Genomic DNA, 26,367 nt, shown 5'->3' with positions numbered 1-26,367 from the left:
AAAACGTCGTTTGTGCATTCGTATGGATGCAGTTTGTATTTTAACGATGTAACAGTTTCAGCCGGTCCGGGAGAAAAGTCTGGAAGATTTGTGCAGCGCTCCAAGGTACTTCAGTCCGTGAGATCGAAAAAGGTTCGGGCCAGGCGCTCGCCGTTGATCAGGATATCCAGCTCATGCTTGCCCGCATAATGCGCCCGGGTCGTGAAATTGCGGATCTGCTGCTCGCGGCTGATCATCACGGACTCGCCGGGTGCCAGGTTCAAGGTCTTGAGTTTGAACACCTTGGCCGAAGTGCCGCCGGCTTTTTTCACGTAATGCAGGGCGTAATCGATGATCAGGCGCTGGCTGTGTCCGGCGATGGAAGTCAGGCGGAATGACAGGTTGATCCGATCACCCAGGCGCACCTGCTCGGGGCTGACGCTCAGCTGTTCGATGCGCACCTGGGCTGCATGGCCGGCACCCATGATGGTCAGGGCGCGGCGGTCGCCTTTCTTGATCAGCGAACGCAGGGCATGCCGGGCAATCCACGCCGTATGAGGGTTGTCCAGCGACCAGCTTTCAATCTGATCCAGCACCCAGTCAGGGTTGTCCTTGGTGATGTCATTGAAGTGATTGGCCACCGATTTGCGCACGTACAGGCTGCTGTCAGCCTTGAGCGCATCAAGAATCGGCAATACCGGCGACGGATCGCGCATCAGCGTTTCGATGCGAAACGACCAGGGCAGCCGCGGCCGACTGCCTTCGCTGGCCAGACGCCGAACATGCTCGTTATCGTCCTGCGCCCACTCCTGCATCAGTTGCAGCGCCCGCCCGAAGTCCAGACGCAGAAAGTGTCGCACGGCAAATTCCGACGAGCCGAAAGGCGTGAAGTATTTCAACGCCTGCATGGATCGTTCGAAATCATGCTGACCATACAGCGCCACGTATTCAGGCAGAACAAGGGTGACAAAACCACTGTTCAGGCGTGGCGCAAGCTTGTAAAGGATGTCCAGCGTCGCGACGTAATCGTCTGGCAAACACGCATGCAGGCCACGGCTGACGCGGTTCAGGCGCTGCATCAGCGACAGATTGTCCAGATCCTCGCTGACATGGGTCAGAAACGCCGGGACGTCGAATGCGGGGTAGACCGCAGCGGTCTGTTCGGCGATGTGCTGGAGGCGTGCCCGGTTGAAGATTTCCTTCAAGGCCGGTGCGGCCTGGGTAACTTCGGTCATGTCGTGTGGGTCTCTGGCGTAAGTATGAATGGGATTCGTAAAGCAATCGGTAGGAGGGGACTTGTCCCCGAAGAGGCCCGCCCAGCCGACCTTGATCTGCCGGATATAACTTCATCGCCGTGCCGGATCGACTGCCGCCTTCGGGGACAAGTCCCCTCCTACAATGAGATTTGGTGAAAACCCCAGCCCGTTTATCCATCCTGACCATCCTTGTTACAAACCTGATGCCGCAATCGTTGCTCATCAATGGCCTAGCGCCGAACCTAGGTCGGCAACCGCCATCAAAGGCCTGAGGCCTTACCGTTTCTGAACAGAAGGTAACCGATGAACATTTTCTTGCGTAGCGTTGCAATTCCTTTGCTCGGCGGTCTGGTGATGGCCGGCCTTGTCAGTGTTTCCCACGCGCAAACCTTGCCCAACAGCACCCTGAACAACAGCAATCCCCACAACAGCCCCATCCATCGGGCGAATCCGAACAGCCGCCAGGGCACCGAATCGAGTATTCCACCGCTGCGGGGGCCGAACACCGTGCCCAATCCTCGTCCACCCACCCTGGAAAATGGCGGCATCGGCAACGGCTATCCGACCCGGCAACAGCCTGCCCGACCTTCGACCAACGACACCAATCGCGACCGCAAGACCACCGACTGATCCCTTGCCACCCCGCAAACGGGGCTTATCCCTCTGCATAAGGAATTGTTCATGTTCCGCAAAACCTTGATTGCAACGCTGTGTGCCACGGCTTTCCTGAGTCTACCGCTGACGACCTACGCTGCGGATGTCCAGGAATTCAAAAGCGAGCAGGGCAGCATCACTGTCGAGCAAGTGACCAAAGGCCTGGCGCACCCATGGGCGCTGGCGTTTCTGCCGGATAAACAAGGCATGCTGGTGACCGAGCGTCCCGGCAATCTGCGGGTAGTGGCGGCGGATGGCAAGCTGTCGCAACCCATTTCCGGCGTGCCACAGGTGTGGGCCAGCGGCCAGGGCGGGCTTCTCGACGTGGTGCTGTCCCCGGACTTCGCCAATGACCGTCTGGTTTACCTGACGTACTCCGAAGTGGGCAAGGACGGTAAAGCAGGCACTGCCGCCGGACGCGGTCGTCTGTCCGCTGACATGAGCAAACTGGAAAATTTTACGGTGATCTTCCGCCAGCAACCGAAGTTGTCCGTGGGTAATCATTTCGGTTCAAGAATGGTGTTTGATCGTGACGGGTACCTGTTCATCGCGCTGGGCGAAAACAATAATCGCCCGACCTCGCAGGATCTCGACAAGTTGCAAGGCAAAGTCGTGCGCCTGTTCCCGGACGGCAAAGTGCCGCCAGACAATCCCTTTGTCGGCCAGAAAAATGTGCGTCCCGAGATCTGGTCCTATGGGCATCGCAACCAACAGGGCGCAACGCTCAACCCATGGACCGGCACACTGTGGACCAACGAACACGGGCCACGCGGCGGGGATGAGGTGAACATTGTCGAACGCGGCGGCAATTATGGCTGGCCGCTGGCGACTGACGGGATCAATTACTCCGGCGAGCCTATCCCTGAAGCGAAAGGCAAAGTGGTCGAAGGTACGATCCGGCCATTCCATGTCTGGGAAAAATCCCCGGCCATCAGCGGCATGACCTTTTACGACGCGTCACGCTTCAAGGCCTGGGACCACAACCTGTTCATTGGCGCACTGGCGTCGGAAGAGTTGATTCGGTTGCAATTCGACGGCGACAAGATCGTTCATGAAGAACGACTGCTGGGCGATCTGAAACAGCGAATTCGCGACGTCCGCCAAGGGCCGGACGGTTATCTTTATGTACTGACCGATGATGATAACGGGCAGTTATTGAAGATTGGGCTGAAGTAACGTCAATTGCAGGATCGGACCGGCTTCAGCCGGGAGGACCAGAGTTCTAACAACGCATCTTCTGCGTATGCACTGGCCTCCTCCTGGCTAAAGCCAGTCCTACGTAATGCATTCCTGCATTACTTATCTTGCTCGTCTTTCAATGATGATAACGGGCAGTTATTGAAGGTTGGGCTGAAGTAACGTCAATTGCAGGATCGGACCGGCTTCAGCCGGGAGGGCCAGAGTTCTGACAACGCATCTTCTGCGTATGCACTGGCCTCCTCCTGGCTAAAGCCAGTCCTACGTAATGCATTCCTGCATTACTTATCTTGCTTGTCTTTCAATACTTCACCGGTCTTGGCGTCCAGGTCTACATCCCATTCCACATTTTTGGCATCGCGCAGTTCAACCTGGTAAACATACCGTCCGGCCTGGTTTTCCAGCTCGGTGTCATGCACTGTGAAGCCAGGGTGCTTGTCCAGCGCCAGTTTGTTCAGCTTTTCGAAGTCCATGACGGTACCGGCTTTATGCAGGCGTACCACTTCATCAGGGCCGATATCGGCTTGGGCAACACCCGCAGCGGCGGTGAGGGCAAGGGCGGCGAACAGGGCAGGTAAAGTTTTCATCGGGTCTTCCTTCTGGTTTTATCTGATGGAGTAGATTCATCAGCAGCTGGAACGTTCAGCTGTCTGGTTGAAGCCAGATTAATCAACCAGACTTAATTCACCCTTAATTCTGCGTTCACACCGAACATTCAGTTGGCAGCGGTTGTTTAGCCGACTCTGGAACATCGAACACCCGATCAAACGCCCACTGAAAAATCAGTGCGTAAAAGAAGAAGAATACAAACAACGCCAGATTGGTCGCCAGCGCCTGCCACCAGGAAATCGCCAGCCACCAGGCAATCAGCGGCAACAGGAGCAACGTCAGGCCGCCTTCGAATCCCAGGGAATGCAGCAAGCGCCGTTGCCAGGTTCTGCTGCGCTGGGCCTGCCGCGCTTCCCAGTATTCAAAGCAATAGTTGAAGAGCATGTTCCACAGCAGAGCCGAGGCCGAAAGCATTACCGATAACGCGCCGGAATAGGCCAGGCTCTCGTCGTACAGCCATGACAATGCCGGGGATAGCACGCCAATGGCGATCAGTTCGTAAAGCGTTGCCTGCACAATCTTGCGTGTCGGGCCTTGCATGGTGGTCTCCAGGTTCATAGCGATAGGTCAATCCTGACGTCGGGCCGAAGCCGGGGAAAATGAGATAAATTAAGGTCCGATCAATTCAATTGACGTTCACGACGGGGCCGCCCTTGTTTTCGAAAATACCGCTTACCGCGTTTCGCACGTTTGAGGCTGCTGCGCGATCAGGAAGTTTCAAGGCGGCGGCCGACGAGCTTTTCGTCACGCCGGCGGCGGTTTCCTATCAGGTCAAGGCGCTGGAAGCCTGGGTGGGCGCTTTGCTGTTCGAGCGGACCGGCAAAGGCGTGCAACTGACACCGGAAGGCGAACGCCTCTATCGCGACGCCCATCGTGCGCTGCTGGACATCCGCAATAGCCTGGCAGGGTTTCGTCCGCAACCGGACTTGCACACGCTGGTGCTCTCGACCACACCCGCATTGGCATCGGCATGGCTGATCCCCAGACTGGGCGATTTCTATCGCGCCTGGCCGCACATCAATGTGCGGGTTGAAACCAGTAACGAGCTGGTGGATCTGCTGCGTGATTCGAGTATCGACCTGGCGATTCGTACTTCATCACGCGATGATCCGGGGTTGATCAGCCAGCCCTTGATGGATGAGCGTTTCGGCGCTTACGTTGCACCTGGCTACACCGACCCAACGCAGCAGACGCGGGTTGAGCTGATCAACCTGCGCTGGCAGATACCCGGCGGTTTCAGGGTGGATTGGCCTACCTGGTGCGCGGCCTCTGGTCATACCGATTGGCTGACTCAAGCCGTGTTGCGTGAGTATGACGACGAGCATTTCGCTCTGAATGCCGCCATCGCCGGTCATGGCCTGGTGCTGGCCAGCAATGTGCTGGTGGCGGACAGTCTGGCCAAAGGCCTGCTCGTGCCTTATCGGCCCGACATCAGCTTGCCGGGCCCAAGCTACGTGGCTGTTTGCGCTCCCGGTCGCGAGCGGCAGTCGCCGGTCCGCGAGTTTCTGGGGTGGCTCAAGTTGCAAATCACCATCTGATTCAAAAGGCATCCGTTGGAGGCTTGCCCGCGAAGGCGTCGGGTCAGTCAACGCATTCTTCGCCGGAAAAACAATCGCGGGCAAGCCTCGCTCCAACGGCTCCGCTGTTTGTTACGTTTACTACCCGCCAGACCAACAACTATTTTTTTCAGTCCGGCCGGTCCTGAGTTTAATTGCATCGTTGGAGCGAGGCTTGCCCGCGAAGGCGTCGGGTCAGTCAACGCATTCTTCGCCGGAAAAACAATCGCGGGCAAGCCTCGCTCCAACGGCTCCTCTGTTTGTTGCGTTCACTACCCGCCAGACCAACAACTATTTTTTTCAGGCCGGCAAAAGCGCACTCTAGGGCACTTGCTTTGACCTGGAGAGAGCACATTCATGAAAATCGGTTTCGTAGGACTCGGCAACATGGGGCAGGCCATGGCGACCAATCTATTGAAAGGCGGCCATGAAGTCTGGGTCTGGAATCGCTCGCCAGAGCCGGTACAGGCGATGGTTGCGCTGGGTGCCAAGGCCGCCGCCGATCCGGCCCAGGCCTTTGGCAATGACGTGGTATTCAGCATGCTCGCCGATGATCGCGCGCTGCGTGATGTGTTGCTCGAATCCGGCCTGCTCGACACGCTCAAGGCGCCGCTGATTCACATCAACATGGCGACTATTGCCGTCGCCTTCGCCGAGGAACTGGCGGCCCTGCATGCTGAACGTGGCGTTGCTTATATCGCGGCGCCGGTAATGGGCCGTCCGGACGTCGCTGCCGCTGGCGCGCTGAACATCCTGGCTGCTGGCCCCGGCGCGGCAATCAAGACCGTGCAACCGCTGTTCAACCTGATCGGCAAGAAAACCTGGCCCCTCGGCGAACAGGCATCGCGGGCCAACGTGCTGAAACTGGCGGTCAATTTCATGCTCGCGTCCGCCATCGAAACCATGGGTGAAGCGGCGGTTCTGGTGGATGCTTACGGGATCGAACCCGGTACGTTGATCGAGCTGATTTCCGGCAGCATCTTCCCCGGTCCGGTCTATCAAGGCTATGGCGGCATGATCGCCGAGCGTCGTTACGAACCGGCCTTGTTCAAGGCTTCATTGGGGCTCAAGGACATCGGCCTGGCACTGGCGGCCGCCGAGCACGTGGCGGTGCCGTTGCCCGTGGCCAACGTGGTGTACGGCAGCCTGCTCGATGCTCAGGCCAATGATGAAGGTCACATGGATCTGGCCGTCCTGGGTCAGGTGGCCGAACGCCGCGCCGGACGCAATTGAGTCAGGCTCAGGGCGGTCATCGCGGCCACTGAGCTCAAGCGCGGTGCAGTGACAAACTCATCGCGCTCGAGTTTGCTATTCTTCGCGCCCTGCGACCTGATGTCGCCCCCTTGTCTTCCACCGTTTCGGGTTCTTTATGACGGCCATTGTCCGATCACGTCCCCAGCCGCTGTCGCGCGCTGACTACAAAACCCTGGGCCTTGCGGCTTTGGGCGGGGCGCTGGAAATTTATGACTTCATTATCTTCGTGTTCTTCGCGCTGACCCTCAGCCAACTGTTTTTCCCGCCGGAAATGCCCGAATGGCTGCGTCTGCTGCAAAGCTTCGGCATTTTCGTGACCGGATATCTGGCCCGGCCGTTGGGTGGCATTCTGATGGCCCACTTTGCGGACAAGCTCGGACGCAAACGAGTGTTCAGCCTGAGCATTCTGATGATGGCGCTGCCGTGCCTGTTGATCGGCATGATGCCTACCTACGCGCACATCGGCTATTGGGCGCCCTTGATTCTGCTCGGTTTTCGCATCCTGCAAGGCGCGGCAGTGGGCGGCGAAGTGCCCAGCGCCTGGGTATTTGTTGCCGAACATGCGCCGCCGGGTCATCGCGGTTATGCCCTCGGCGTGCTGCAAGCGGGGCTGACCTTTGGTTATCTGTTGGGGGCACTGGTCGCCACCTGGCTGGCGAAAGTGTTCACACCTGCGGAAATCCTCGATTACGCCTGGCGGATCCCGTTCCTGCTGGGCGGCGTGTTCGGCATCTTTGGCGTGTGGTTGCGTCGCTGGTTGAGTGAAACGCCAGTATTCATGGCCCTGCACGCGCAGCGGAGCGAAATGGCGGAATTCCCGCTCAAGGCGGTATTGCGCGAGCATCGCCAGTCTCTGCTTCCGGCGGTCTTGCTGACCTGCGTGCTGACCTCCGCCGTAGTCGTGCTGGTGGTCATCACGCCCACGGTCATGCAGCAGCGGTTTGGCATGAGCGCCAGCCACACCTTCGCGCTGAGCAGCCTAGGCATCGTGTTTCTCAATATCGGTTGCGTGCTGGCGGGGCTGCTGGTGGACCGAATTGGCGCCTGGCGCGGCGTGATGCTTTACAGCCTGTTGCTGCCGCTGGGCATCGGTTCGTTGTACGCCAGCCTGATCGGTGAGTGGCTTACGCCGGGCATAGCCTATGCCATCGCCGGTCTGGCCTGCGGCATCGTCGGTGTGGTGCCTTCGGTCATGGTCGGGCTGTTCCCGGTGAAAATTCGCGTCTCCGGTATCTCGTTTACCTACAACATTGCCTATGCGCTTTGGGCCAGCACCACGCCTTTGATGCTGATCGCGCTGATGCCGTGGAGCCCATGGGTGTGTGTCGTCTACTGCGCGGTGATGGGCACGGTAGGCGTGTTGACCGCAGCCGTGTACGGCCTGCGCCGAGGCGTGCAGGTCGACGCGGTGCTGGCGGGGCGTTAAGCCTGGTTTGTGCATTTGGTCTGGAGCGGCAGTCACGCTGATGCCGCGCAGGCTACGCTCTCTCGTACGCCAAGCGAGAGTCAGGCATGAAGCAGCATCGTGAGCACAATAATAAAAACACGCGAACCATCAGCGCCGAAGTCGAGAGTCTCTACCGCCAGGAGTCACGTCGGGTTCTGGCCACGCTGATTCGCCTGCTGGGCAGTTTCGAACTGGCCGAGGAAGCTTTGCAGGACGCATTCATCGCGGCGGTCGAACAGTGGCCACAAACCGGCGTGCCACAAAGTCCCCGGGCCTGGCTGATATCGGCGGGGCGCTTCAAGGCCATCGACAGCCTGCGCCGTCGCTCGCGTTTCAATGCCTCCTTGATCCAGATGGCCCGGGAGCTGGAAGATCAAGTGCAGACACCCGATCTGGACAGCGTCGAAGACGACCGGCTGCGCTTGATCTTTATCTGTTGCCATCCAGCCTTGACCGACGACGCCCAAGTCGCGCTGACCTTGCGTGAAGTCTGCGACCTGACCACTGAAGAAATCGCCCGGGCTTTCCTGACCAAGCCGTCCACTGTCGCGCAACGCATTGTGCGAGCCAAAAACAAGATTCTTGACGCCCACATTCCCTATGAAGTGCCTTCTTTCGCCGAGCTGCCCGAACGCCTGGACGCTGTGCTGCGCGTGGTCTATCTGGTGTTCAACGAAGGGTATTTCGCCTCGTCCGGCGATCAATTGACCCGCAATGACCTGTCCAGCGAAGCGATTCGCCTGGGCCGGCTGTTGCTGGATCTGCTGCCGGAGCCGGAAGTCGCCGGGTTACTGGCGTTGATGCTGCTCAACGAATCCCGGCGCCCTGCACGAACGACGGCCAGCGGCGAACCGGTGATGTTGGAGCAGCAGGATCGCAGCCTGTGGGATCGGGCAATGATTGAAGAGGGCGAAGCGCTGGTCGAGCAAGCCCTGCGTTCCGGGCGGCACGGCGTCTACAGCGTGCAGGCGGCAATCGCCGCAGTGCATGCGGAGGCCACCAGTGCCGACCTCACTGACTGGGCGCAAATCGTCGGACTTTATGATGTATTGCTGCGCCTCACCGACTCGGTGGTGGTGGAGCTTAATCGAGCGGTTGCGATTGCCATGCTGCGCGGCCCGCAGGCCGGGCTGGCGCTGATCAATGCGCTGCTGACCAGGGACGAGTTACGCGACTACCACTTGGCCTGGTCGGCGAAGGCTGACTTGTGTCGGCGTGCAGGTCACCTCGATGAAGCGCGCACGGCGTATCGCATGGCCATCGAAAAATCCCGGCAAAGCGTCGACCGGCAGTTTCTCGAAGGGCGTCTGCACGAACTTGAGTCCCAGGCCTGAGTCGCCGGTAACCGTTTATCGGCGCCGAAAAATCAGCTGCTGATCCTGTCGATTTCCGCTGGCGTTGTACGACTAATCCTGTGCATAGGGCACAAAGCCCGTAACGGAGGACGCCATGAAATACCTTTGCCTGATCTACAGCAACGAACAGATCCTGCATACGCATCCGGACAGTCCTCGTGATGACGAGTGTTTCGCCTATGCCGAAGCCGTCCACGCCAGCGGCCACATGCTGGCTGGCGAGCCGTTGGAATCGGTGCAGACCGCAACCACCGTGCGCATGCGTAACGGCAAAGTGAGGATTACCGATGGGCCATTTGCCGAGACCAAGGAACAGTTGGCCGGTTTTTACCTGATCGATGCCAAGGACCTCAACGACGCCCTACACATCGCGGCGCATATTCCTGCCGCACGTGTGGGCAGCGTCGAAGTGCGCCCGGTTCGAACCCTGAATGTGCAGCAGTCTGCTCAGGCGGCAAGCCGCTGAGCGCAACGACCACAGGAGAACGTCATGAAAGCTGCTACCAACCTGGATACCCCGAGCGCCACCGAAGCAATCGGTGCGCTCATCAAACAATGGACCGCGGCGGTGCGGGACAAGAATCTGGATGGAATCATGGCCTATTACGCGCCTGACATCGTCGCGTATGACGCCATCATTCAGTTGCAGTTCAAAGGCGCCGAGGCCTACCGCAAACATTGGGAGTTCTGTCTGGGCATGTGCGAAGGGGCAATGCTCTTCGAACCGCGGGATCTGCTGATTTACGCGGATGACGATCTCGCTTTCGCCCACTGGTTGTGCAGTTGCGGCGGAACCGATGACAAGGGAGAACTGAAATCATCCTGGATGCGCGCGAGCGCGGGTTATCGCCGCATCAACGGTGAATGGAAAGCGGTACACGAGCATTTTTCAGCGCCGTTTGATATGGAAAGCGGCAAGGCACTGTTCGATCTGAAGCCTTGATGGACGCCTTGCCAAACACAGAGGAGAACAAAAATGAGTGTTCAAGCCATCCCCGAGGGCTACCACAGCCTGACGGTTTATCTGGGCGTCAAGGAAGCCGCGCAGGCCATCGAGTTTTATAAAAAAGCGTTCGGCGCTACCGAGGACTTTCGCCTCGACACCCCCGACGGCCGCGTCGGTCATGCCGCCCTGCGCATCGGCAGTTCCATGTTGATGCTGTCCGAGCCCTGCGAACAGGGCGCGCTGGGCAGCCCGGATAAAACCGCTAAACCGCCGTTCGGGCTGCATCTGTATGTCGACGACGCCGATGCCGTGTACCAGCGCGCCGTCGATGCGGGTGCAGAATCACTGACGCCAGTGGCCGACATGTTTTACGGCGACCGAACCGGCACCCTGAAAGATCCCTACGGGCACTGCTGGTTCATTGCGACTCACAAGCAGGATCTAAGCCCTGATGAGATTCGCAAGCGCGCCGAAGAGATGTTCAAGCAAAGTTAAGATTTAATATCTGTCAGCCCGTTTCTATTCATGATGCGGGCTGCTTCCTGTTTCTTACATGTAGTTAGTAGTGTGACGTGTAAGAAATTTCATTGCTGAATTTATTTGTTGCAGATGATTGTAATTATTATTTCGCGCGTTTAATCTCGCCGTCTATACGCCTGATAGCCAATTTGTTCTTCAAGGTGTAAGTCGTGAGTTTAAATTTTCTGCATTGGTTGTAGGAATATTCGCTGTGAGTCGTTGTTTTTCGGATTGATCCTACCTTTCAGTCGTGGAATAAGTTAATCGCAAAAAGGTACATCATGGAGATGACGAGTAGAGAGAGGGAAGTCTTGAATCTGCTATTGCAGGGGCTTACCAATAAACAAATTGCCGGCCACTTACAGATAAGCGGTTATACCGCGCGGGATCATGTTTCTTCGCTATTGAAAAAGAATAATGTCCGCAGTCGGGTCGAACTCATGGCTTTGCAGAGGTAAGAGGCCATACGCAGCAAGTTTTAAACCTTCGGGTAGCACAAGAGTGTAAGTACACCATAGATCCCGGTCCAGGGACGATAAGCGCTGCACAACACAATAACAAAAGTTCTGTTTAGATTAGGGAGTGATTCATGAGCGTTTCGTTTATCAAGGAAGACGGTTCGTTACGGTGCCTGTCCGGGCATTATCTGCATGAAGGCCGGGGAGATCTTCATGCATTCCATAAACTGGCGGCCAGGCAAGCTGCGCTGTCAAATGCCCAACTGAGCGATCAGCAGGCGCAACTGCTGGGGCCGCAGGGATTGCTGATGAACTTCGGCCGACAAATCGCGCGCCTCGGTAGACAGGCCCCTTTGCTGGAGGACGTACTGGAACTGGAGGATCGCGAAAGCATGGAGTTGGCCGAACAATCGGTCCGTTTCGTTCTCGGCCAGCATGACAGGTGCACCGCCTGCGACAACCCGTTCAGCGGCAATACACGCGAGCTCCTGTGTTGTGTGGTTTTCGACGATGGCGCGCCCTACACCCTGGCCGAGCGTTATGCCGCGTCCGAAGCCCTGCGCCAGCAAGACGCCCAGTTCTTTTTCAGACTCATCGCGACTACGGTGAATACCGTCGAGCGACGCTTTGTATTCCAGGGGCTGCTTGAACATTTTGATCACTTGCTGCCTATCGAGCAGAGCATTTACCCGCCCGATTATCGTCAGGTTCAGCAGAAACACCTGGACCGGGAAGAAACGCTCTACGGTAAGCTCGAACTGGATAAACCGGTCAGCAAGCTTCTTGAAGAACACTCGCCGGAATGGCTGCTGGAGAATATATCTACAGTTAATAAACGGTCTGGCTGATTGAGTTCTTGTAGAAAAACTATAGATGTCCGGCGATATATAAGAAGCGATGATACTTGTTGGCGCGAGGCTTGCCCGCGAAGGCGTAATTTCTGATTCAAACAAGTTATGGATAGGAAGTACCGGCCCATTCGCGGGCAAGCCTCGCTCCAACAGATTTTGCCCCTTTCGGGCTCAGGACACTGAAGCTTCCATATCCAGTTCTGGCTCGTCATTGGCGGCTAACGCGGGTTCAGCGGCGCAGATTCGATTACGGCCTGTGGTTTTGGCAACGTACAGTGCCTTGTCGGCTTCGTTGAGCCAGGCGGCGGCGTCGATCAGGTAGGGCTGATAAGTCGCAATGCCGATGCTCAGACTGATGTGCAGGTCCGGCAGTACGCTGTCGCGGTAGCTGGAGACTTCGTGATTGAGCCGTTCCAGAATTTCCCGAGCCAGGACTTCGCTGGTGTTGGGCAGGATCACGCAGAATTCATCGCCACCATAGCGGCCCGCCAGGTCGCATTCGCGCAGGTTGGCGACCAGTGCGGCGCTCATCTGCTTGAGGACCGCGTCGCCAGTGATGTGGCCGTGGGTATCGTTGATTGACTTGAAATGGTCGACATCGATCAGCGCGACGGTGGTCTGGCGTGCCAGCGTCTGACAATTACCGAACTCGATCTGCAGCAGATCCTTCCACGAACCGTGGTTGATCAAACCTGTCAGGCTATCGGTGCGGCTGAGTTTGCCAAGGATATGTTTGTGTTCGCTCAGTTTGACCGCGAGCCGGTAGCTGGAATACCCGACGAACAACGGATAAATCACCAGTACCGGCAAGCAGGCGTAGATTTGCAGGGCGGTGCTTTCAGGTACAAACGAGGTTGAAACCAGCAGTGTGGCGATCAGTGCGCCGAAGGCCTGGGCGACGCAGCCCAGCAGAAACAGGCGTTGACCGCCTGCCGCCATGTTGTGCATCCCCATCATCGCCAGGACGGTGACGGTAGGCAGCGGGCTGAAGCCCATGGCCGCAGCCCAGAAGCCGCCCGCGATAGAGTCGCAAAGAATGTTGCGGTGTTCCGCGGAATACGGCTGCGCGGAGCGTTTTGCCAACCTCAGCGCAATGTGGGGCCAGGCCAGAACGTTGCACGCCATCAACACCCAGATCCAAGTCGGCGGGTGCAAGGGATAAAGATTGGCCGCGACGCAGAAGCAACCGATGCTTACACCGACGCTGCGTGACCAATAGATGCGCTCGGCAAATGACAATCCTTTGCCTTCGTAATTCTTCATCACGTTCACCGGTGTAATGTTGACCGGCCTGAAACCTTGAACAAGACCGAAAGACCGGAGTTTGAGCCTCCGGCGTCGGTTATGGGAAGGGCCTTTTGCCATAATTAAATAAACCGTCACAAAACATAGTGATTTGCGACGGTTAGAGGGGGGGTCGACGTGCTTAGTTGGATTTCATCCGCATGGTCAGCACGGCCGTAATGATTGCGAGAACGGCAATCGCTGCTGCGACATAACCTACATCATGCAAACCGAGGTGTTCGATGGTCACGCCACCGATGACCGAACCCAGACCAATCCCTGCATTGGCCGCTGAAACGTTAAGCGTGCCGGCGAGAGCCTGAGCTTGCGGTGCAGCTTTCATGACGCGAATCTGGCAGATCGGGAACAGCGCGGTGTGGGCAACGCCCCAGACAAACAGCACCGCGCACAACAGCGGCAACGAACCTGCCGCAGGAACGCTGGCGGTCATGCCCAGAGCCAGCAGCACGGCGAAAACGATGGTCGAACCCAGCGGGCTGCGATCAACGTAGCGCCCGCCAAGGCCGTTACCAATCAGGCCGACCGCACCAAAGCCCATCAGCCACCAACCCACGTGAGCGGAAGGCACCAGCGCTATGCGCTCCAGAGTATCGGCGAGGTAGGTATAAGCCGCGAACATCGCCGTGAACAGCAGGATCGACAGCACGAGATTGGCGATAAAGCGCGGGTCGCTGAGGATTTTCGCTTGTTTGGCCAAGCCGACTTTCGCGGTCGGTGCCAGCGACGGCATGGAGATCCACAACAGCAACGCCATCAACATCGACAACACGGTCAGCGCCCAGAACGCGCCACGCCAGCCCACCGCATCGGCGAACAACGTTCCCAGCGGAATGCCGAACAGCATGGCAGCGGAAATACCCAGATACACCTGGGCGACCGCCTTGCCCGCGCGCTCGGGACCGGCCAGCAAACTGGCGGTCTCACTGGCGGTGCCCCAGAACACCGGCAAAGCCAGCGCCGGAATGAAGCGGGCGAAAGCCAGCACCCAAATATTGCTGGAGACCGCCGCCAGGGCATTGGCCGCCGCGAAGATCAGCAAAATGATGACAAAGGTACGTTTGCGATCCAGGTGCGAGAGCATCGCAGTCAGCGGCGGGCCAAACAGCATCACCGTAAAGGCAAACAGCGTCACCAGCAGCCCGGCGTCGGAGATGGAAATGCCCAGATCCCGTGCCATTGATGGCAGCAAACCGATGATCAGGAACTCCGTCGTTACGATCACAAAACCGGCCAAGGCCAGGATGGCAATGGACAATCCAGCGCCCGTGGATTTCTCGCCGCTGGCTGTGCCAGTGGCGGTGGTGTCAAAAGAAGGCATAAACAAGACCCGAAATTAAGAATGCCGCTAGGTTATTAGAGAAACGACTTCTTATCTTTGGTGGTTTTTCCGGGCACTATGGAATCTATTTCATCAATTGATGCTCAGCCATGATCTCTACCGACCGCCTCAAGGGCATCGTCACCTTCGTCGCCGTGGCCAATGCCGGCAGCTTCACCAGTGCCGCAGAGCGCCTAAACCTGACCAACTCAGCGGTCAGCAAAAGTGTGGCGCGTCTGGAGAGTCGCTTGGGCATGCGTTTGTTCGAGCGCACCACCCGCAGCCTTTCCCTGACCGAAGAGGGTTCGGCGTATTACGCCGTTTGCCGACGCATCCTTGATGAGCTTGAAGATGCCGAGACCGCACTGGCTGCGCAGCGCTCCGAGCCGGCCGGCCATCTGCGTGTGGATCTGCCCGCATCCTTTGGGCGGCTGCAGGTTTTGCCGCTGATTCTGCAATTTGCCGAACAACATCCGAAGCTGCGGCCGCACGTGTCCTTCACCGACCGCTTTGTAGATCTGCTGGAGGAGGGCGTCGACCTCGCGGTCAGGATCGGCGGCCCGTCGGCTTGGCCTTCAACGTTGGGCCATTGTTATCTGGGCACCGAACGGGTGATTTTTTGTGCCGCCCCGAGTTATCTGCAACGGCACGGCGCGCCGCAAACCGTTGACGACCTGGCCGATCACGCGTGCATTCTGTATGGCAAGTCTTATGGCAGCACCAGCCCGTGGCTTATCGTCGATGCCGCCGGACAGATTCAAATGCGCATGATGGACGGCCGCATCATTGTCGGCGACGCCGAAGCCCAGGTCGCAGCCGTCGTGGCGGGCAGCGGGGTTGCACAGCTGGCGACCTGGCTGATCACGGAACAATTGCAGCGCGGCGAACTGGTGGAAATCCTCCCGCACCTGGCCACCGAAGGCCTGGACCTGCACCTGGCGTGGCCGCGCAATCGCGAGTCTCTGCCCAAGGTTCACAAGCTGGTTGACTGGCTTTCGGCGTCGTTGCGGGTGGACTGACCCGTGAAATGAACATTGACCCGCGTGCAGCCTTAAGCTGCAATGCTGCTCGCGGGTTCTACACGCCGCGCCGTCCATCAACTATCGGCAACAGGAAGTCGCCATGCCCGGACCTTTTATGCCAGAGCTGTCAAGCCTCATCGCGTTTTCGCTCATTTGCCTGGGCATGGTCCTGACACCCGGGCCGAACATGATCTACCTGATTTCGCGATCGATCTCACAGGGACGCAAGGCAGGCCTGATTTCCCTGGGTGGAGTGGGTGTGGGTTTCCTGTTTTACATGCTCTGCGCGGCGTTCGGCATCACCGGGCTGGTCATGGCCGTGCCTTATGCCTACGACACCCTGCGTTACGCCGGGGCAATGTATTTGTTGTACCTGGGCTGGCAAGCGGTCAAACCCGGCGGGCGCTCGCCTTTTCAGGTCAAGGACTTGCCCAAGGACAGCAATCGACAACTGTTCCTCATGGGCCTGATGACCAACCTGCTGAATCCGAAAGTTGCCGTGCTCTATCTTTCGCTGTTGCCGCAGTTCATCACTCTGGATAACGGTGCCAGCGTACTGAGCCAGTCGCTGATCCTCGGCAGCTGCCAGATCGCCGTCAGCCTCAGCGTCAACGCCCTGATCGCCATGGGCGCAGGCTCCATCGCCGTGTTCCTCACCCAGCGCCCGACCTGGGCCGTGGTCCAGAAATGGCTGATGGGTACGGTGATGTTCGGGTTGGCGGTGCGGATGTTGGTGGAAGGGCGGCGGAGTTAGCGCATACCAGGAGCGAATTGAACCCCCGTTGGAGCGAGGCTTGCCCGCGAATCATGCACCACGGTGGGCCAGATTCACCGCGTAATCGTTCTTCGCGGGCAAGCCTCGCTCCAACGGGCCGGTGTTCGCTGAGCAACCTCACTTCTTGTTATCAGTAATCGCCTTCAGCAATTCCCCATGAACCTTGGCGTCTTTCTGCAGAGAAATCACATTGACCATCGCCATGCGCTTACCCGACGCAGCCGTCACGGTCGTGCTCAACACCTTGCCGCCTTCGACGCTGCCGGCAATATCCAGCTGCCGCACGCCCAGACCACGGCGCACCATCTTCTTCTCGCCCAGTTCTTTGAAGTCCTTGTAACTGGCCTTCTGTTGCTCACGGGTGGCAGCGATGACGCCATCCAGCGTCGGGCCATCATTGCTCGACACCTTCTCGCCTGATTCAAGTGGCGTTTCGGTCACGATCACCACGCGTTTGGCGGCCTTGTTCATGTACAGCGAACCCGTCACCCCAGCCGCCTTGGCCTTGGCGTCGATCTCCGGCATCGGGCTCTTCACGTATTCCTTGGGCAACCGAAACACAAACTTGCCGCCCAACATCGAAACCTTCTGCCCCGTTGGCTGCTTTTGCGCAGCATGATGCTTGGTCGCGGCATACAGGCTGGCGCTGCTCAGACCGAGGGTAATGGCGGCGACGAACAGAACGGTTTTACAGCTGAAAAACCGCATTGGGTTTCCTCATGAAGAGCATTCGAATAGGCGTGACAGATGGCAGGCCAGCAAGTGCTGGCATCCTGCCTGAATGGGGGGATGGATGTCGAACGCTCGTCGATTGAACGTTGGAGTTACTTTTGCGCAGACGCATGCGTGTTCAGTAAGTAGAACTCGTGAAGCTTGGCCTGTAACAGCTGCTTGTCGGGCAAGCGAGTCTGATATTCGGCAATCAGTGCCGGCGACAGCGACCGGTTCAGGGCGTACTCGACCACTTCATCTTCTTTGCTAGCGCACAGCAGCACGCCAATCGCAGGGTTTTCATGCTGCTTGCGCTCGTCACGATCAAGTGCTTCAAGATAAAACCCCAATTTGCCGAGATATTCCGGCTCAAAGCGCCCGACCTTGAGCTCGAACGCCACCAGACAGTTCAGGCCCCTGTGGAAAAACAGCAGATCCAGCGCAAAATCACGACTGCCAACTTGCACCGGATACTGTGAGCCCACGAAGCAGAAGTCCCGGCCCAGTTCGCTGAGAAAGTCCTTGAGACGTTGCACCAAACCACGATGCAAATCAGCCTCGCCGTGCGTCCCCGGCAAGCCGAGAAACTCAAGCATGTAGGCATCTTTGAAGATGCTCAGAGCTTCGGGATGAGTTTGTGACACCACTGGTGTCACTTTTGCCGGACTGAGAACGCTTCGTTCGAACAGCGCGGTTTTGAACTGCCGCTCCAGCTCCCGCTTTGACCACTTTTCCTGGATGGCCATGCGCAGATAAAACTCACGCTCTTCAGCACGCTTGCTCTGGCTGAGGATGATCAGGTTATGGGTCCAGGGTATTTGTCTCACCAGTGGTGAGACTATTTCGTCATTGCGGTAAGCCTCGTAAAACTGCCGCATGCGGAAGAGATTAGGCCGAGTAAATCCACGCAACCCTGGCTGACTTCTGGCGAGATAAATGGCCAGTTGCGCCACGACCCCTTCACCCCATTCCGCCTTGTCGATTTTTTCGCTGATATAAGCACCCACTTGCCAATACAACTCGATCAGCTGGGTGTTGACGGCCTGTAGCGTAGCTTGGCGAGCGTGGTTAATCAGTAGTGCGACTTCGGCGAAACCGCTTTCAAGTGTTTCGTTAGCGACGGAGAGTTGCTGGCTCATTTGAATGTCCTGCGTCTGGGCAACTGCGAGCGAATGCATCGCAGGCCGGTCGAAAAGAGGCGCAAGATAGGCGGTGAAATACAGGCTGTCGAGGCCTTCAAAAGTGCCTGTCAGAAAGAGGGTTGCGGTGTAATTCCGATCGGGATTTTTCCTACAAACAGCTTTAGATCGCGCTTCACAGCAGTGTCGCGTGTTGAGTCAGACACGCTATCAAGAACATGCCTACAGGGACGTCGAGCGCAGCCGACAAGAGAAGAATCTTGATCCCTCGAAATGTACATCCCGCATTGCCAGCTGGCGTAGGAGCAAATGCGCTGCTACGACTACTTAACCACCATCGGCGCAAATATCGCCCGTATCCCCCGACACTTCGGATAGGCCGAACACCCCCAGAAATTACCCCCGGCATTCGCCCCGGTCCGGGCGACTCGCATGACCATCGCTTTGCGGCAATGTGGGCAGGCCGGAGCTTCGGGCTCGACGGGTTGTTCCCTTAGCGGCGTGGTGATTTTGAGTTCCGGCTCGACAGCTGGTTCGACCCGAGGCTCAAGGTTGACCGGCTCTGTTATCGGTGCGGGTGCAACGCGCTTGGCATCGGCAATCCAGCGATTCAATAACTCGCCATCCACCAACTCCAGATTGCGCCCCGAGGCAAATTCCTTGGCCGCTTTGGTAAATCGCCCGCTGCTGATCACGAAACCGCCTACAGCACCTTCAGCCGCCATCGCGCCATACAGCTCGCGAACCACCGGTACGCCGACCTGCACCGAACGCCACTGCTTGCATTGCACCAGGTACTTTTCGCCATCCTTGCGCGCCACCAGATCAATCCCGCCATCCGGTCCGGCGCCGCCCGCTTCCTGCACGCTGAAACCCTGACGCCGCAGTGCTTCGCCCACCAATAATTCGAATTCGCGCCAGCTGATGCTCAGCAGCGTATTGCCACCGGGCGTGGCGGCGGAATCCAGCAGCTCGCGGCGCTTACGCCGCCCCAGCACCGAAACCAACGCGCCGCCGAGGAAGATCATCGGCAGCAGAAACTGGCCAAACATCGCCATGTTTTTAAAGACTGTGTTGATCAGCATCGGACTCAGCTGGCGGGTACCGGCATAAGTCGGCAGCGGCTCAATGGCGACCGAGTGCAGATACAAGCCCGATGCAACAGCCAGAATGATGCCGAGCCACCAAGGCAATTTGCTGGCGGCCAAGAGCAGAGCGGGGAGGTTCGACGAATTTTTGCGGGACATGTCCGTTGCCTTTAGCGAACTGAGCAGAAGCTTCCTGTGCGAATCGGCAATGGTGCGCAATTGTCCCGCTTGAAGTAAAGGCCTAAAGCCATGCTGTGATTTAGAGGAACCTGCTTAGAGGTCGTAACGGACGGCAAACGCAGCGCCCGCTCGCTCCAACGGACTTCAACTAATCTGTGGGAGCGAGCTTGCTCGCGAAGAGGTCGGCACTTCCACGTCAACCCCGCCGCCGAACAGACTCAACCAAATCCAACCCCCCGCCAAACCGCCCGCCACCAAGGCAACCGCCCGTTACCCCGCACCGAATCCCCGCACAACTGCCCATGGGGCAACATCCTCGGCATATCCCGCAACCGAATCCACGGCTCGCTCTGCCAATGCAGCAAACACACCGACAACTCCTGCCACTGCAACACACTCAAACTCGGCGAACCGTCATTGCCCGGCGCCCGATCGTCACGCAAACAAGGCACCACTTCATTGGTAACCCATCGCCGCAAATGCCGATTCTCTGCATGACAGTGATGCACCAGCATCTCGTAAATCCCCGACTCACTCACCATCAACTCCTCCTCAGGCCCGTAATGATTACTCAGCACCATCACCCGACGCTGATCGACATCCAGCTTGCGAGTCGTGCGCTCATTCAACGGCCAACCCATCAAACGACTGAAATCCCGAGCACAGAACCAGACCTGGGATTCCAGGAGCAGCGTGCGTAGTTGGCGGTTGTGGCGCAGGAAGGTGGTGGGTTGGAGGGCTTCGGTTGTGGGTTGCCTTCGTGGGCTTGGTGAATCGAGGTTATTCATTTTTTTCTCTACATTGAATAGCTTGCTAGAGCTAAGGCGTCGGGAGTTAAGAAACCCCAATGTAGAAAGGCCGGACGTATTTCCCTTGCGGGTCTTGTATTGGTCCACTCCCGACATAGTAGAAATTTTAGGACGCGCAGCCGAAGGCCGCAGGTACAAAAAAGCCGCATTTTATCGGGGGCGGGCAGGCCGCTACATTGGATTTCACTGGCGTTTCTTAGGCGCGGTGCAAGGGTAGGGCGCGTTGCTGGGGCGGGCAAGGGGCAGGGTTGTAGGACGTTTCTGAAAGTCTATAGCTTGATCACTCATCAGTGATCTCTCACACCCTCAGAGGGTGCTTAAAGTTGCATGGATGAAGGAGCCACGTCGTGATCAAGCAAAATGGACGCGATCAAAACTCGGTGATTCTTTAAGGTTTGTCGATGATGGCATTTCATGTACATTAGTGATTCATGCGCTGGGCTCGGTGTCTTGTCGGACTTTATGTGCTGTTAGGATTAACGTTGTCCAATAGGGAGATAGAATGCCAAAGCTCAGGCCGCGCGCCCGGATTGTTAGAACAATCGGTGATCAGCTAATCAGCGGCCCTGAAGCTGCGCTGATTGAGTTGGTGAAAAATGCTTTCGACGCAGATTCGCCCGCTGTCCATATTTCGATAATTCCACCGAGTGACAATAACTGGGCTTCGGGGGAAGGCAATATTCAAGTTGCTGATAGTGGTCATGGAATGAGTTCAGATGACTTGTTGGGGAAATGGTTTGAGCCGGCTACAAGCGATAAAGTGAACCGAAGGTCTAGTCCCGTATATAAAAGAACAATGCTCGGCGCCAAAGGAGTGGGTCGCTTTGCTACAGCAAGGCTGGGGAGTCAGCTAAATCTCCGTACAGTTAGTGAGACTTCTGGGTTCAAGGAAGTAAGCCATATCGCTGTAGACTGGGAATTGTTCGAGAAGGCGTTGTATCTAGATGAAGTTGATATAGATATTAGTACTCAGCCAGGATCCTCCAGCGATATATGTGGCGTGACGTTGGAAATCTCCAATCTCCGGGATAAGTGGACGAAGCGCCAGCTCGAGTTGTTGGTTCGAGAGCTTCGACGTTTAACCTCACCGATAAATTATAGAGAAGACGAGTTTCAGATTTTTCTCAACTTGTCGGGCTTTCAAAAGGACGTGCATGGTTTCGATGGGCAATCCATAGTTTCTGGCGTGTTTGGAGCGGTTGATAGTGACGAGAAATTTGACCCAACAGAGATCCGACCTTTCGAAATAAATAAAATTTTTCACTATATGGTTGAAGGTGCTTTTGATGAGGATGGCCTGTTTAAAGGCCATTTCATAAATTATCGAGGGGACGGAAAACGTCGAGACTTAACCGTCTCTTCGACGGCATTGACAACCGAAGAGCAGTCCTGTGGCCCCGTTTCTTTACGGCTAAATATCTACGATCGGGAGGGAGGTGCGGTAATAGAGCTTTTTGAAAAGCTCGGATTAGGAGCCATTGGAAGACTCCAAGCTAAAAAAGTTTTAGACGAGAATATCGGTATAGGTATCTTTCGAGGCGGATTTAGAATTCGACCATATGGTGATGCCGAAACTGATTGGCTTGAGTTGGAGCGATTGAGGGTACAAAATCCGTCTAAAAAGCTTGGTTTGAATCAAGTATGGGGAATGGTAGAGATTCAGTCTGAGAAATTTTCCGGACTGATTGAGCGCAGCAGTCGAGAAGGGCTAGAGCATAATGGAGCTTTTGTTCGTCTTAAAAGGCAGATGATGGAACTCTTAACTCATGTTGAAACCATAAGGCAAGATTTTCGTCAAACAGCTGGACTTAGTCGTAAAGCGTTAACAGATACCGATACGGTAAAAAGTAAAGCGAATCTTAGCGCCACAACCCGGGCAGTTGCAAATTTACCAGCACAATATCGAAACAAAATTGAACGAGCCATGAAGGTTGATAGTCTTGCCTTAAAGACTTCTATCGCAGAACTTGAAACATATCAACAGGCCCTGTCATCTCGTTCAACTTTAGGTTTAGTGGTGGCTCAGATCCTCCATGATGGAAGGCGTTTTTTGTCAGATATAGCTACCCGGTCCAAACGCCTTTCAGACGGAGCTCCAAGGCTGCATGAAGAATCGAATTTTGGTACTCATTTTCGATCAATCTTTGGAAAAGAAGCTCATTCAATTAATCATTCCTCAGGTCAATTAAGTAAGTTGTTCAAATCTTTGGATCCTATATCGGGCAAAAAACGTGGGCGCCCGAAGCAGTTTAAGGTTCTTGAGGTAGTTAGTCGCTGTTTAGGATTGTTCAGTGATAACCTGTCAGAAGCATCCGTCGAAGTGATAATTCCGGATGTTGAAGAAGACGCGTTGGTCTTGGGGTACGAGTCGGATTTGATGGCTGCTCTAATCAATATTATAGACAATGCCGTGCATTGGCTAAGTGTGAGTCCAGAGCCTGAAAAAGTTTTAGAGTTTGCCATATCCAGATCGAAAAAATATGTAAGAGTGACGGTTTCCAATAATGGGATGCTAATTCCTGAAAATTTTCATGAGCGGCTGTTTAATCCAAGCTTTACATTGAAGACAGAAGGGTCGGGAATAGGATTGGCAATCGCAAGGGAAGCTATGAGAACCAGTAAGGGAGACGTCGGATTTGATCCTGATGCCGATCAAACGACTTTTGTAATCGAGATGCAGCGAGCGCCAATTTAATGACAAACAACCTACCTGTCTTGAAGATTTTAGTTGTCGAAGATGAGGATTCTAAGCTCGATGAATGGAGTGACGCTATTGAGTCTCACAACGCTGACGCAGAAAAGCAGGGTTATGCGCTTGAGTTTGTAAGTTCAAAAACAGTGAAAAATGCAAAAATACTTCTGAGCTCGCATCGTTTTGATGCGGCAGTTGTAGATCTCCGTTTACAGAAGGAAGCCGGGGTTGCGGGGAATAATAGCGATGGCAATATCATAGTCCGCCATCTAATTGAAATCCAGCCCATGGGGGTTGCGGTTTATACCGGCCAGAGTGCTGATGCTGAAGTCGAAAGTTATGACAGTCCTCAAGTAAAAGTCATGGATAAAGGGGATGGGTTTGACCAGATATTTGAGTGGTTGAACGCAAATCTTGATGTGTTTATAAAGTTGAGAGGCGTCAAAGCTACCTATAACCGAGAGACGGCTAAGATATTCTATAAATCTATTTGGCCAAGGTGGCAAAACTGGTCTTCAGCTGGCGGGGATCTTACTGAAGTAGTTGCGCGGCACATGATTGCTCATGTGCACGATGCCCTTTTAATCGCGGGTGGCGATAGTACACACCCCGAGGAGGCGTACTTTATACCCCCAATGAAATCTAGGTTAGATACTGGTGACTTAGTAGAGTACATGCAGCGCACCTGGGTTGTAGTTTCCCCAAGATGCGATCTTGCCAATGAGGGGAAGGTCAAGACGATACTAATTGCTGCATGCGAGGACATTTCCGGTCGATGGGATCCCTTGGTCGCTTCTGTCTCCAATAGCTCACAAGAAAAACTTAAGAAGCTTGTTCAACACGACGGATCTTTAAAGCAGCATTTTCTGTTACCTATGCGAGATCTTTCTTCCAACAAAAGAGGGCCGTGGTTGGTTCAGTTCGATGATATTCGCGCGTTAACGGCAAAAGAAGCGTTGGAAGAGCTCCTGCCTAATAGGTTGGCATCTTTATCGCCAATGTTCGTGCCCTCCTTAGTTGAAAGATTCGGCGGTTACTTCAGCCGTATAGGAACACCGGGGCTCTCATCGGAATAGAATGCTAAGAGCGGTTCGCGCAAGGTCTAGCGTGTGGCCGCTCTTTGGGCATTATAAGCTGATCGTAATCAGTAGCTTGGCCAAACTAAATGTATTTTAGAAGTTGCCGGTATCTGATCTATTATATTCATAAGGTCTAGTGTTGGATTTTTCAGTCCACATTCCCATAGTTCGAAAACCCGCCAACCTTTTTCTAATAAGCTACTTACATTTTTTTCGTCCCGGACGACAGTGTCATTGAATTTTTTTTCCCAAAAATCAACTCTGGTTTTAGGAAAGGTTGTATATTTACACCCAGCGTGCCTGTGCCAGAAACAGCCATGAACAAATATGCATAGTCGGTAGCGTGGCAGTACGATGTCAGGCTTGCCAGGAAGTCTTCGATAGTGTAGGCGAAAACGATATCCGGCAGCATGCAAAATTTTCCGGATTTTTAGTTCAGGTTGGGTATCTCTCCCCTGAATGTTCGCCATCATACGCGAGCGCACTTCAGTGCTTACGGTGTCCATTATGCAGGAACCCAGAAATTTCTCATGTCCAACGATACATTTTTTGAAGGCTTTATGAAAACCTCTGAACCTATCCAGATTGTTGATCTTTTTGCAGGGCCGGGTGGGCTGGGCGAGGGGTTTTCTGCTTTTTTTGGTGGGCGTCGCTTTAAAATTATCGCGTCAGCCGAAATGGATCCAGTCGCCCATATGACTCTCCGACTCCGTGCTTTTTATAGAATACTAAAAAATAAAGATAGTCCTGCGATTACTGACTACTATAATTTCTGTAACGGTCTGTCCGAAAAGGCGTGGTCCGAAAATTCAGAAGCAGAGTGGGAGGAAGCTGGAGATGAGGCTCACTGCATTACGCTTGGGACTGAATTAGGAGACAGCGAGCTAGACAATGTTCTTGATAGAAATCTAAATCAAAAAAAGCCATGGGTATTAATTGGTGGACCCCCTTGCCAAGCATATTCTGTAGCCGGCCGGTCTAGGAATATGGGCAAAGCCAACTACACTCCAGAGAATGATCATAGGCATTTTTTGTACCGAGATTATCTTCGGATTATTCAGGAGCGAAGTCCTACAGTATTTGTCATGGAAAATGTAAAAGGTATACTTTCTTCGAAAGTTAACGGGGAAAGTATTTTTAAGAAGATACTTGAGGATTTGTCTGATCCAGATAAGGCCCTTGGCTTGCCTGGCAGCGGCAGAAAATACAAAATCTGCTCATTCGTTAGTGATCAACAATTTTCATCGTCTACTGTATTAGATATTGATCCACGTAACTACATTATCCGTGCTGAACATCATGGAATTCCGCAAGCTCGTCACAGAGTTATATTGCTCGGGATCGCTATTGGTAGCAATGAGGAGATACCCGTCTATCAAAAGCTTGATGTGTTAGAGCCTGTCACCGTTGACCAGATAATTTCGAGTTTGCCGAAAATCAGAAGTCGTTTGACTAAGCAGACAGACTCCGATGAAAATTGGGTTCATGCTATTAACTCTCAGTATCACTTTCTATCGGCTAGTTTCAAGGCTTATCCATCTGAGACTAGAAGTCTTCTTTCAGCGTTAACAACATCATTTGAAAGGTTTTCTGAAGCTCGTCTTAGTGTTGGCGGGTTACGAGTGCCTCGTGCTGCTAAGGATGGAAAAACTAATAATAGAGAGTTAGATCGCTGGTATCTCGATCGTAGATTGAAGTGTTGGATGAATCATGACGCCCGTGGTCATATGGTTTCGGACTTGCGGCGGTATCTCTATGCTGCGGTATTTACGAAAGTAAAGGGTTATTCACCTAAAGGTCATAAGGAGTTCAATTTTCCAGGTTTAGCTCCCGCTCACAAAAATTGGGAGTCTGGGAAATTTAGTGACCGATTTAGAGTTCAGTACTCTAGTGCCCCTTCGACAACGATAACTAGTCATATTTCGAAAGATGGACACTATTTTATCCACTACGACGCTGAGCAGTGCCGTAGCTTAACTGTTCGCGAAGCTGCCAGACTTCAGACTTTTCCGGATAACTATTTTTTTCATGGCAATCGATCTCAACAATATCATCAGGTGGGAAATGCGGTGCCTCCATTACTTGCGTATAAAATTGCTTCTATAGTGTCAGATGTGTTTGAGAGGAAGTTTTGTAGTTGAAATGGGCTCTGTAACTATAATTTGTTA

At 54.9% G+C, this 26,367-nt stretch carries 26 protein-coding genes; 16 read left to right on the top strand and 10 right to left on the bottom strand.

Features of this window, described 5'->3' with window-relative positions; all coding sequences use genetic code 11:
- Positions 1-110: 110 nt before the first annotated feature.
- Positions 111-1,214, bottom strand: coding sequence for a DNA alkylation repair protein (locus AFK24_RS21315; protein WP_065835114.1), 1,104 nt, complete (start codon positions 1,212-1,214; stop codon positions 111-113).
- Positions 1,215-1,538: 324 nt separating this feature from the next.
- On the opposite strand from AFK24_RS21315, the gene AFK24_RS21310 reads away from it, so the two are divergent.
- On the top strand, positions 1,539-1,865 hold the full coding sequence (locus AFK24_RS21310; protein ID WP_065835113.1) for a hypothetical protein: 327 nt from the start codon (positions 1,539-1,541) through the stop codon (positions 1,863-1,865).
- A 51-nt stretch (positions 1,866-1,916) separates the two neighbouring features.
- Positions 1,917-3,065, top strand: a complete 1,149-nt coding sequence (locus AFK24_RS21305; RefSeq protein WP_065835112.1) for a PQQ-dependent sugar dehydrogenase — start codon at positions 1,917-1,919, stop codon at positions 3,063-3,065.
- Positions 3,066-3,367: 302 nt separating this feature from the next.
- Here AFK24_RS21305 and AFK24_RS21300 read toward each other — a convergent pair whose 3' ends face one another.
- A complete protein-coding gene (locus AFK24_RS21300; protein WP_065835111.1) occupies positions 3,368-3,673 on the bottom strand; it encodes a PepSY domain-containing protein in 306 nt (101 codons plus the stop codon).
- A 115-nt stretch (positions 3,674-3,788) separates the two neighbouring features.
- Positions 3,789-4,235 carry a PACE efflux transporter gene (locus tag AFK24_RS21295; RefSeq protein WP_065835127.1) on the bottom strand — a complete coding sequence of 149 codons (447 nt, stop codon included), beginning with the start codon at positions 4,233-4,235 and terminating at the stop codon, positions 3,789-3,791.
- A 113-nt stretch (positions 4,236-4,348) separates the two neighbouring features.
- Between AFK24_RS21295 and AFK24_RS21290 the strand changes: the two genes are divergently transcribed.
- The 9 genes from AFK24_RS21290 (at position 4,349) to AFK24_RS21255 (ending at position 12,078) form a co-directional block, all read left to right on the top strand.
- Positions 4,349-5,233, top strand: coding sequence for a LysR substrate-binding domain-containing protein (locus AFK24_RS21290; RefSeq protein ID WP_065835126.1), 885 nt, complete (start codon positions 4,349-4,351; stop codon positions 5,231-5,233).
- Positions 5,234-5,608: 375 nt separating this feature from the next.
- Positions 5,609-6,484 (top strand): NAD(P)-dependent oxidoreductase, encoded by an 876-nt coding sequence (locus AFK24_RS21285; protein ID WP_065835110.1) that lies wholly within the window; start codon positions 5,609-5,611, stop codon positions 6,482-6,484.
- Positions 6,485-6,620: 136 nt separating this feature from the next.
- Entirely contained in the window at positions 6,621-7,931 is a 1,311-nt protein-coding gene (locus tag AFK24_RS21280) for an MFS transporter (RefSeq protein WP_065835109.1), read from the top strand.
- 86 nt (positions 7,932-8,017) lie between these two features.
- Complete coding sequence (locus tag AFK24_RS21275) at positions 8,018-9,286, top strand: RNA polymerase sigma factor (protein WP_065835108.1); 1,269 nt, start codon at positions 8,018-8,020, stop codon at positions 9,284-9,286.
- A gap of 115 nt (positions 9,287-9,401) precedes the next feature.
- Positions 9,402-9,773, top strand: coding sequence for a YciI family protein (locus AFK24_RS21270; RefSeq protein ID WP_065835107.1), 372 nt, complete (start codon positions 9,402-9,404; stop codon positions 9,771-9,773).
- Positions 9,774-9,797: 24 nt separating this feature from the next.
- Positions 9,798-10,250, top strand: a complete 453-nt coding sequence (locus AFK24_RS21265; RefSeq protein ID WP_065835106.1) for a YybH family protein — start codon at positions 9,798-9,800, stop codon at positions 10,248-10,250.
- 33 nt (positions 10,251-10,283) lie between these two features.
- Positions 10,284-10,748: a VOC family protein gene (locus tag AFK24_RS21260; RefSeq protein ID WP_065835105.1), complete on the top strand. Its 465-nt coding sequence runs from the start codon at positions 10,284-10,286 to the stop codon at positions 10,746-10,748.
- 305 nt (positions 10,749-11,053) lie between these two features.
- Entirely contained in the window at positions 11,054-11,230 is a 177-nt protein-coding gene (locus tag AFK24_RS30115; protein WP_080482234.1) for a LuxR C-terminal-related transcriptional regulator, read from the top strand.
- A 131-nt stretch (positions 11,231-11,361) separates the two neighbouring features.
- Positions 11,362-12,078: a hypothetical protein gene (locus AFK24_RS21255; RefSeq protein WP_065835104.1), complete on the top strand. Its 717-nt coding sequence runs from the start codon at positions 11,362-11,364 to the stop codon at positions 12,076-12,078.
- 174 nt (positions 12,079-12,252) lie between these two features.
- On the opposite strand, the gene AFK24_RS21250 is transcribed toward AFK24_RS21255, so the two are convergent.
- Positions 12,253-13,344, bottom strand: a complete 1,092-nt coding sequence (locus tag AFK24_RS21250) for a diguanylate cyclase (RefSeq protein WP_065835103.1) — start codon at positions 13,342-13,344, stop codon at positions 12,253-12,255.
- Positions 13,345-13,507: 163 nt separating this feature from the next.
- Positions 13,508-14,704: an MFS transporter gene (locus tag AFK24_RS21245; protein ID WP_065835102.1), complete on the bottom strand. Its 1,197-nt coding sequence runs from the start codon at positions 14,702-14,704 to the stop codon at positions 13,508-13,510.
- A 110-nt stretch (positions 14,705-14,814) separates the two neighbouring features.
- Between AFK24_RS21245 and AFK24_RS21240 the strand changes: the two genes are divergently transcribed.
- Positions 14,815-15,723, top strand: a complete 909-nt coding sequence (locus tag AFK24_RS21240) for a LysR family transcriptional regulator (RefSeq protein ID WP_065835101.1) — start codon at positions 14,815-14,817, stop codon at positions 15,721-15,723.
- Between the two features lie 118 nt (positions 15,724-15,841).
- Positions 15,842-16,480, top strand: a complete 639-nt coding sequence (locus tag AFK24_RS21235; RefSeq protein ID WP_065835125.1) for a LysE family translocator — start codon at positions 15,842-15,844, stop codon at positions 16,478-16,480.
- A gap of 138 nt (positions 16,481-16,618) precedes the next feature.
- Here AFK24_RS21235 and AFK24_RS21230 read toward each other — a convergent pair whose 3' ends face one another.
- From AFK24_RS21230 to AFK24_RS21215, 4 genes are all read right to left on the bottom strand, one after another.
- Positions 16,619-17,209: a hypothetical protein gene (locus AFK24_RS21230; RefSeq protein ID WP_065835100.1), complete on the bottom strand. Its 591-nt coding sequence runs from the start codon at positions 17,207-17,209 to the stop codon at positions 16,619-16,621.
- A gap of 116 nt (positions 17,210-17,325) precedes the next feature.
- Entirely contained in the window at positions 17,326-18,351 is a 1,026-nt protein-coding gene (locus AFK24_RS21225) for a PDDEXK nuclease domain-containing protein (RefSeq protein WP_065835099.1), read from the bottom strand.
- Between the two features lie 323 nt (positions 18,352-18,674).
- Positions 18,675-19,598 carry a restriction endonuclease gene (locus AFK24_RS21220; RefSeq protein WP_065835098.1) on the bottom strand — a complete coding sequence of 308 codons (924 nt, stop codon included), beginning with the start codon at positions 19,596-19,598 and terminating at the stop codon, positions 18,675-18,677.
- Between the two features lie 239 nt (positions 19,599-19,837).
- A complete protein-coding gene (locus AFK24_RS21215) occupies positions 19,838-20,407 on the bottom strand; it encodes a BRO-N domain-containing protein (protein WP_065835097.1) in 570 nt (189 codons plus the stop codon).
- Positions 20,408-20,930: 523 nt separating this feature from the next.
- Here AFK24_RS21215 and AFK24_RS21210 point away from each other — a divergent pair.
- A complete protein-coding gene (locus tag AFK24_RS21210) occupies positions 20,931-23,123 on the top strand; it encodes a sensor histidine kinase (RefSeq protein WP_065835096.1) in 2,193 nt (730 codons plus the stop codon).
- Positions 23,123-24,196 carry a histidine kinase gene (locus tag AFK24_RS21205; protein WP_065835095.1) on the top strand — a complete coding sequence of 358 codons (1,074 nt, stop codon included), beginning with the start codon at positions 23,123-23,125 and terminating at the stop codon, positions 24,194-24,196. Before AFK24_RS21210 ends, AFK24_RS21205 begins: the two co-directional genes overlap by 1 nt.
- A 68-nt stretch (positions 24,197-24,264) precedes the next feature.
- On the opposite strand, the gene AFK24_RS30110 is transcribed toward AFK24_RS21205, so the two are convergent.
- A complete protein-coding gene (locus AFK24_RS30110) occupies positions 24,265-24,669 on the bottom strand; it encodes a very short patch repair endonuclease (protein WP_346424282.1) in 405 nt (134 codons plus the stop codon).
- Positions 24,670-24,729: 60 nt separating this feature from the next.
- On the opposite strand from AFK24_RS30110, the gene AFK24_RS30105 reads away from it, so the two are divergent.
- Positions 24,730-26,340, top strand: coding sequence for a DNA cytosine methyltransferase (locus AFK24_RS30105; RefSeq protein ID WP_240500421.1), 1,611 nt, complete (start codon positions 24,730-24,732; stop codon positions 26,338-26,340).
- Positions 26,341-26,367 lie beyond the last annotated feature (27 nt).

Origin of the sequence: Pseudomonas syringae (genome assembly GCF_001698815.1) — a bacterium.
Taxonomy (GTDB): Bacteria; Pseudomonadota; Gammaproteobacteria; order Pseudomonadales; family Pseudomonadaceae; genus Aquipseudomonas; species Aquipseudomonas syringae_A.
This window is presented reverse-complemented; position numbering and strand designations above follow the sequence as displayed.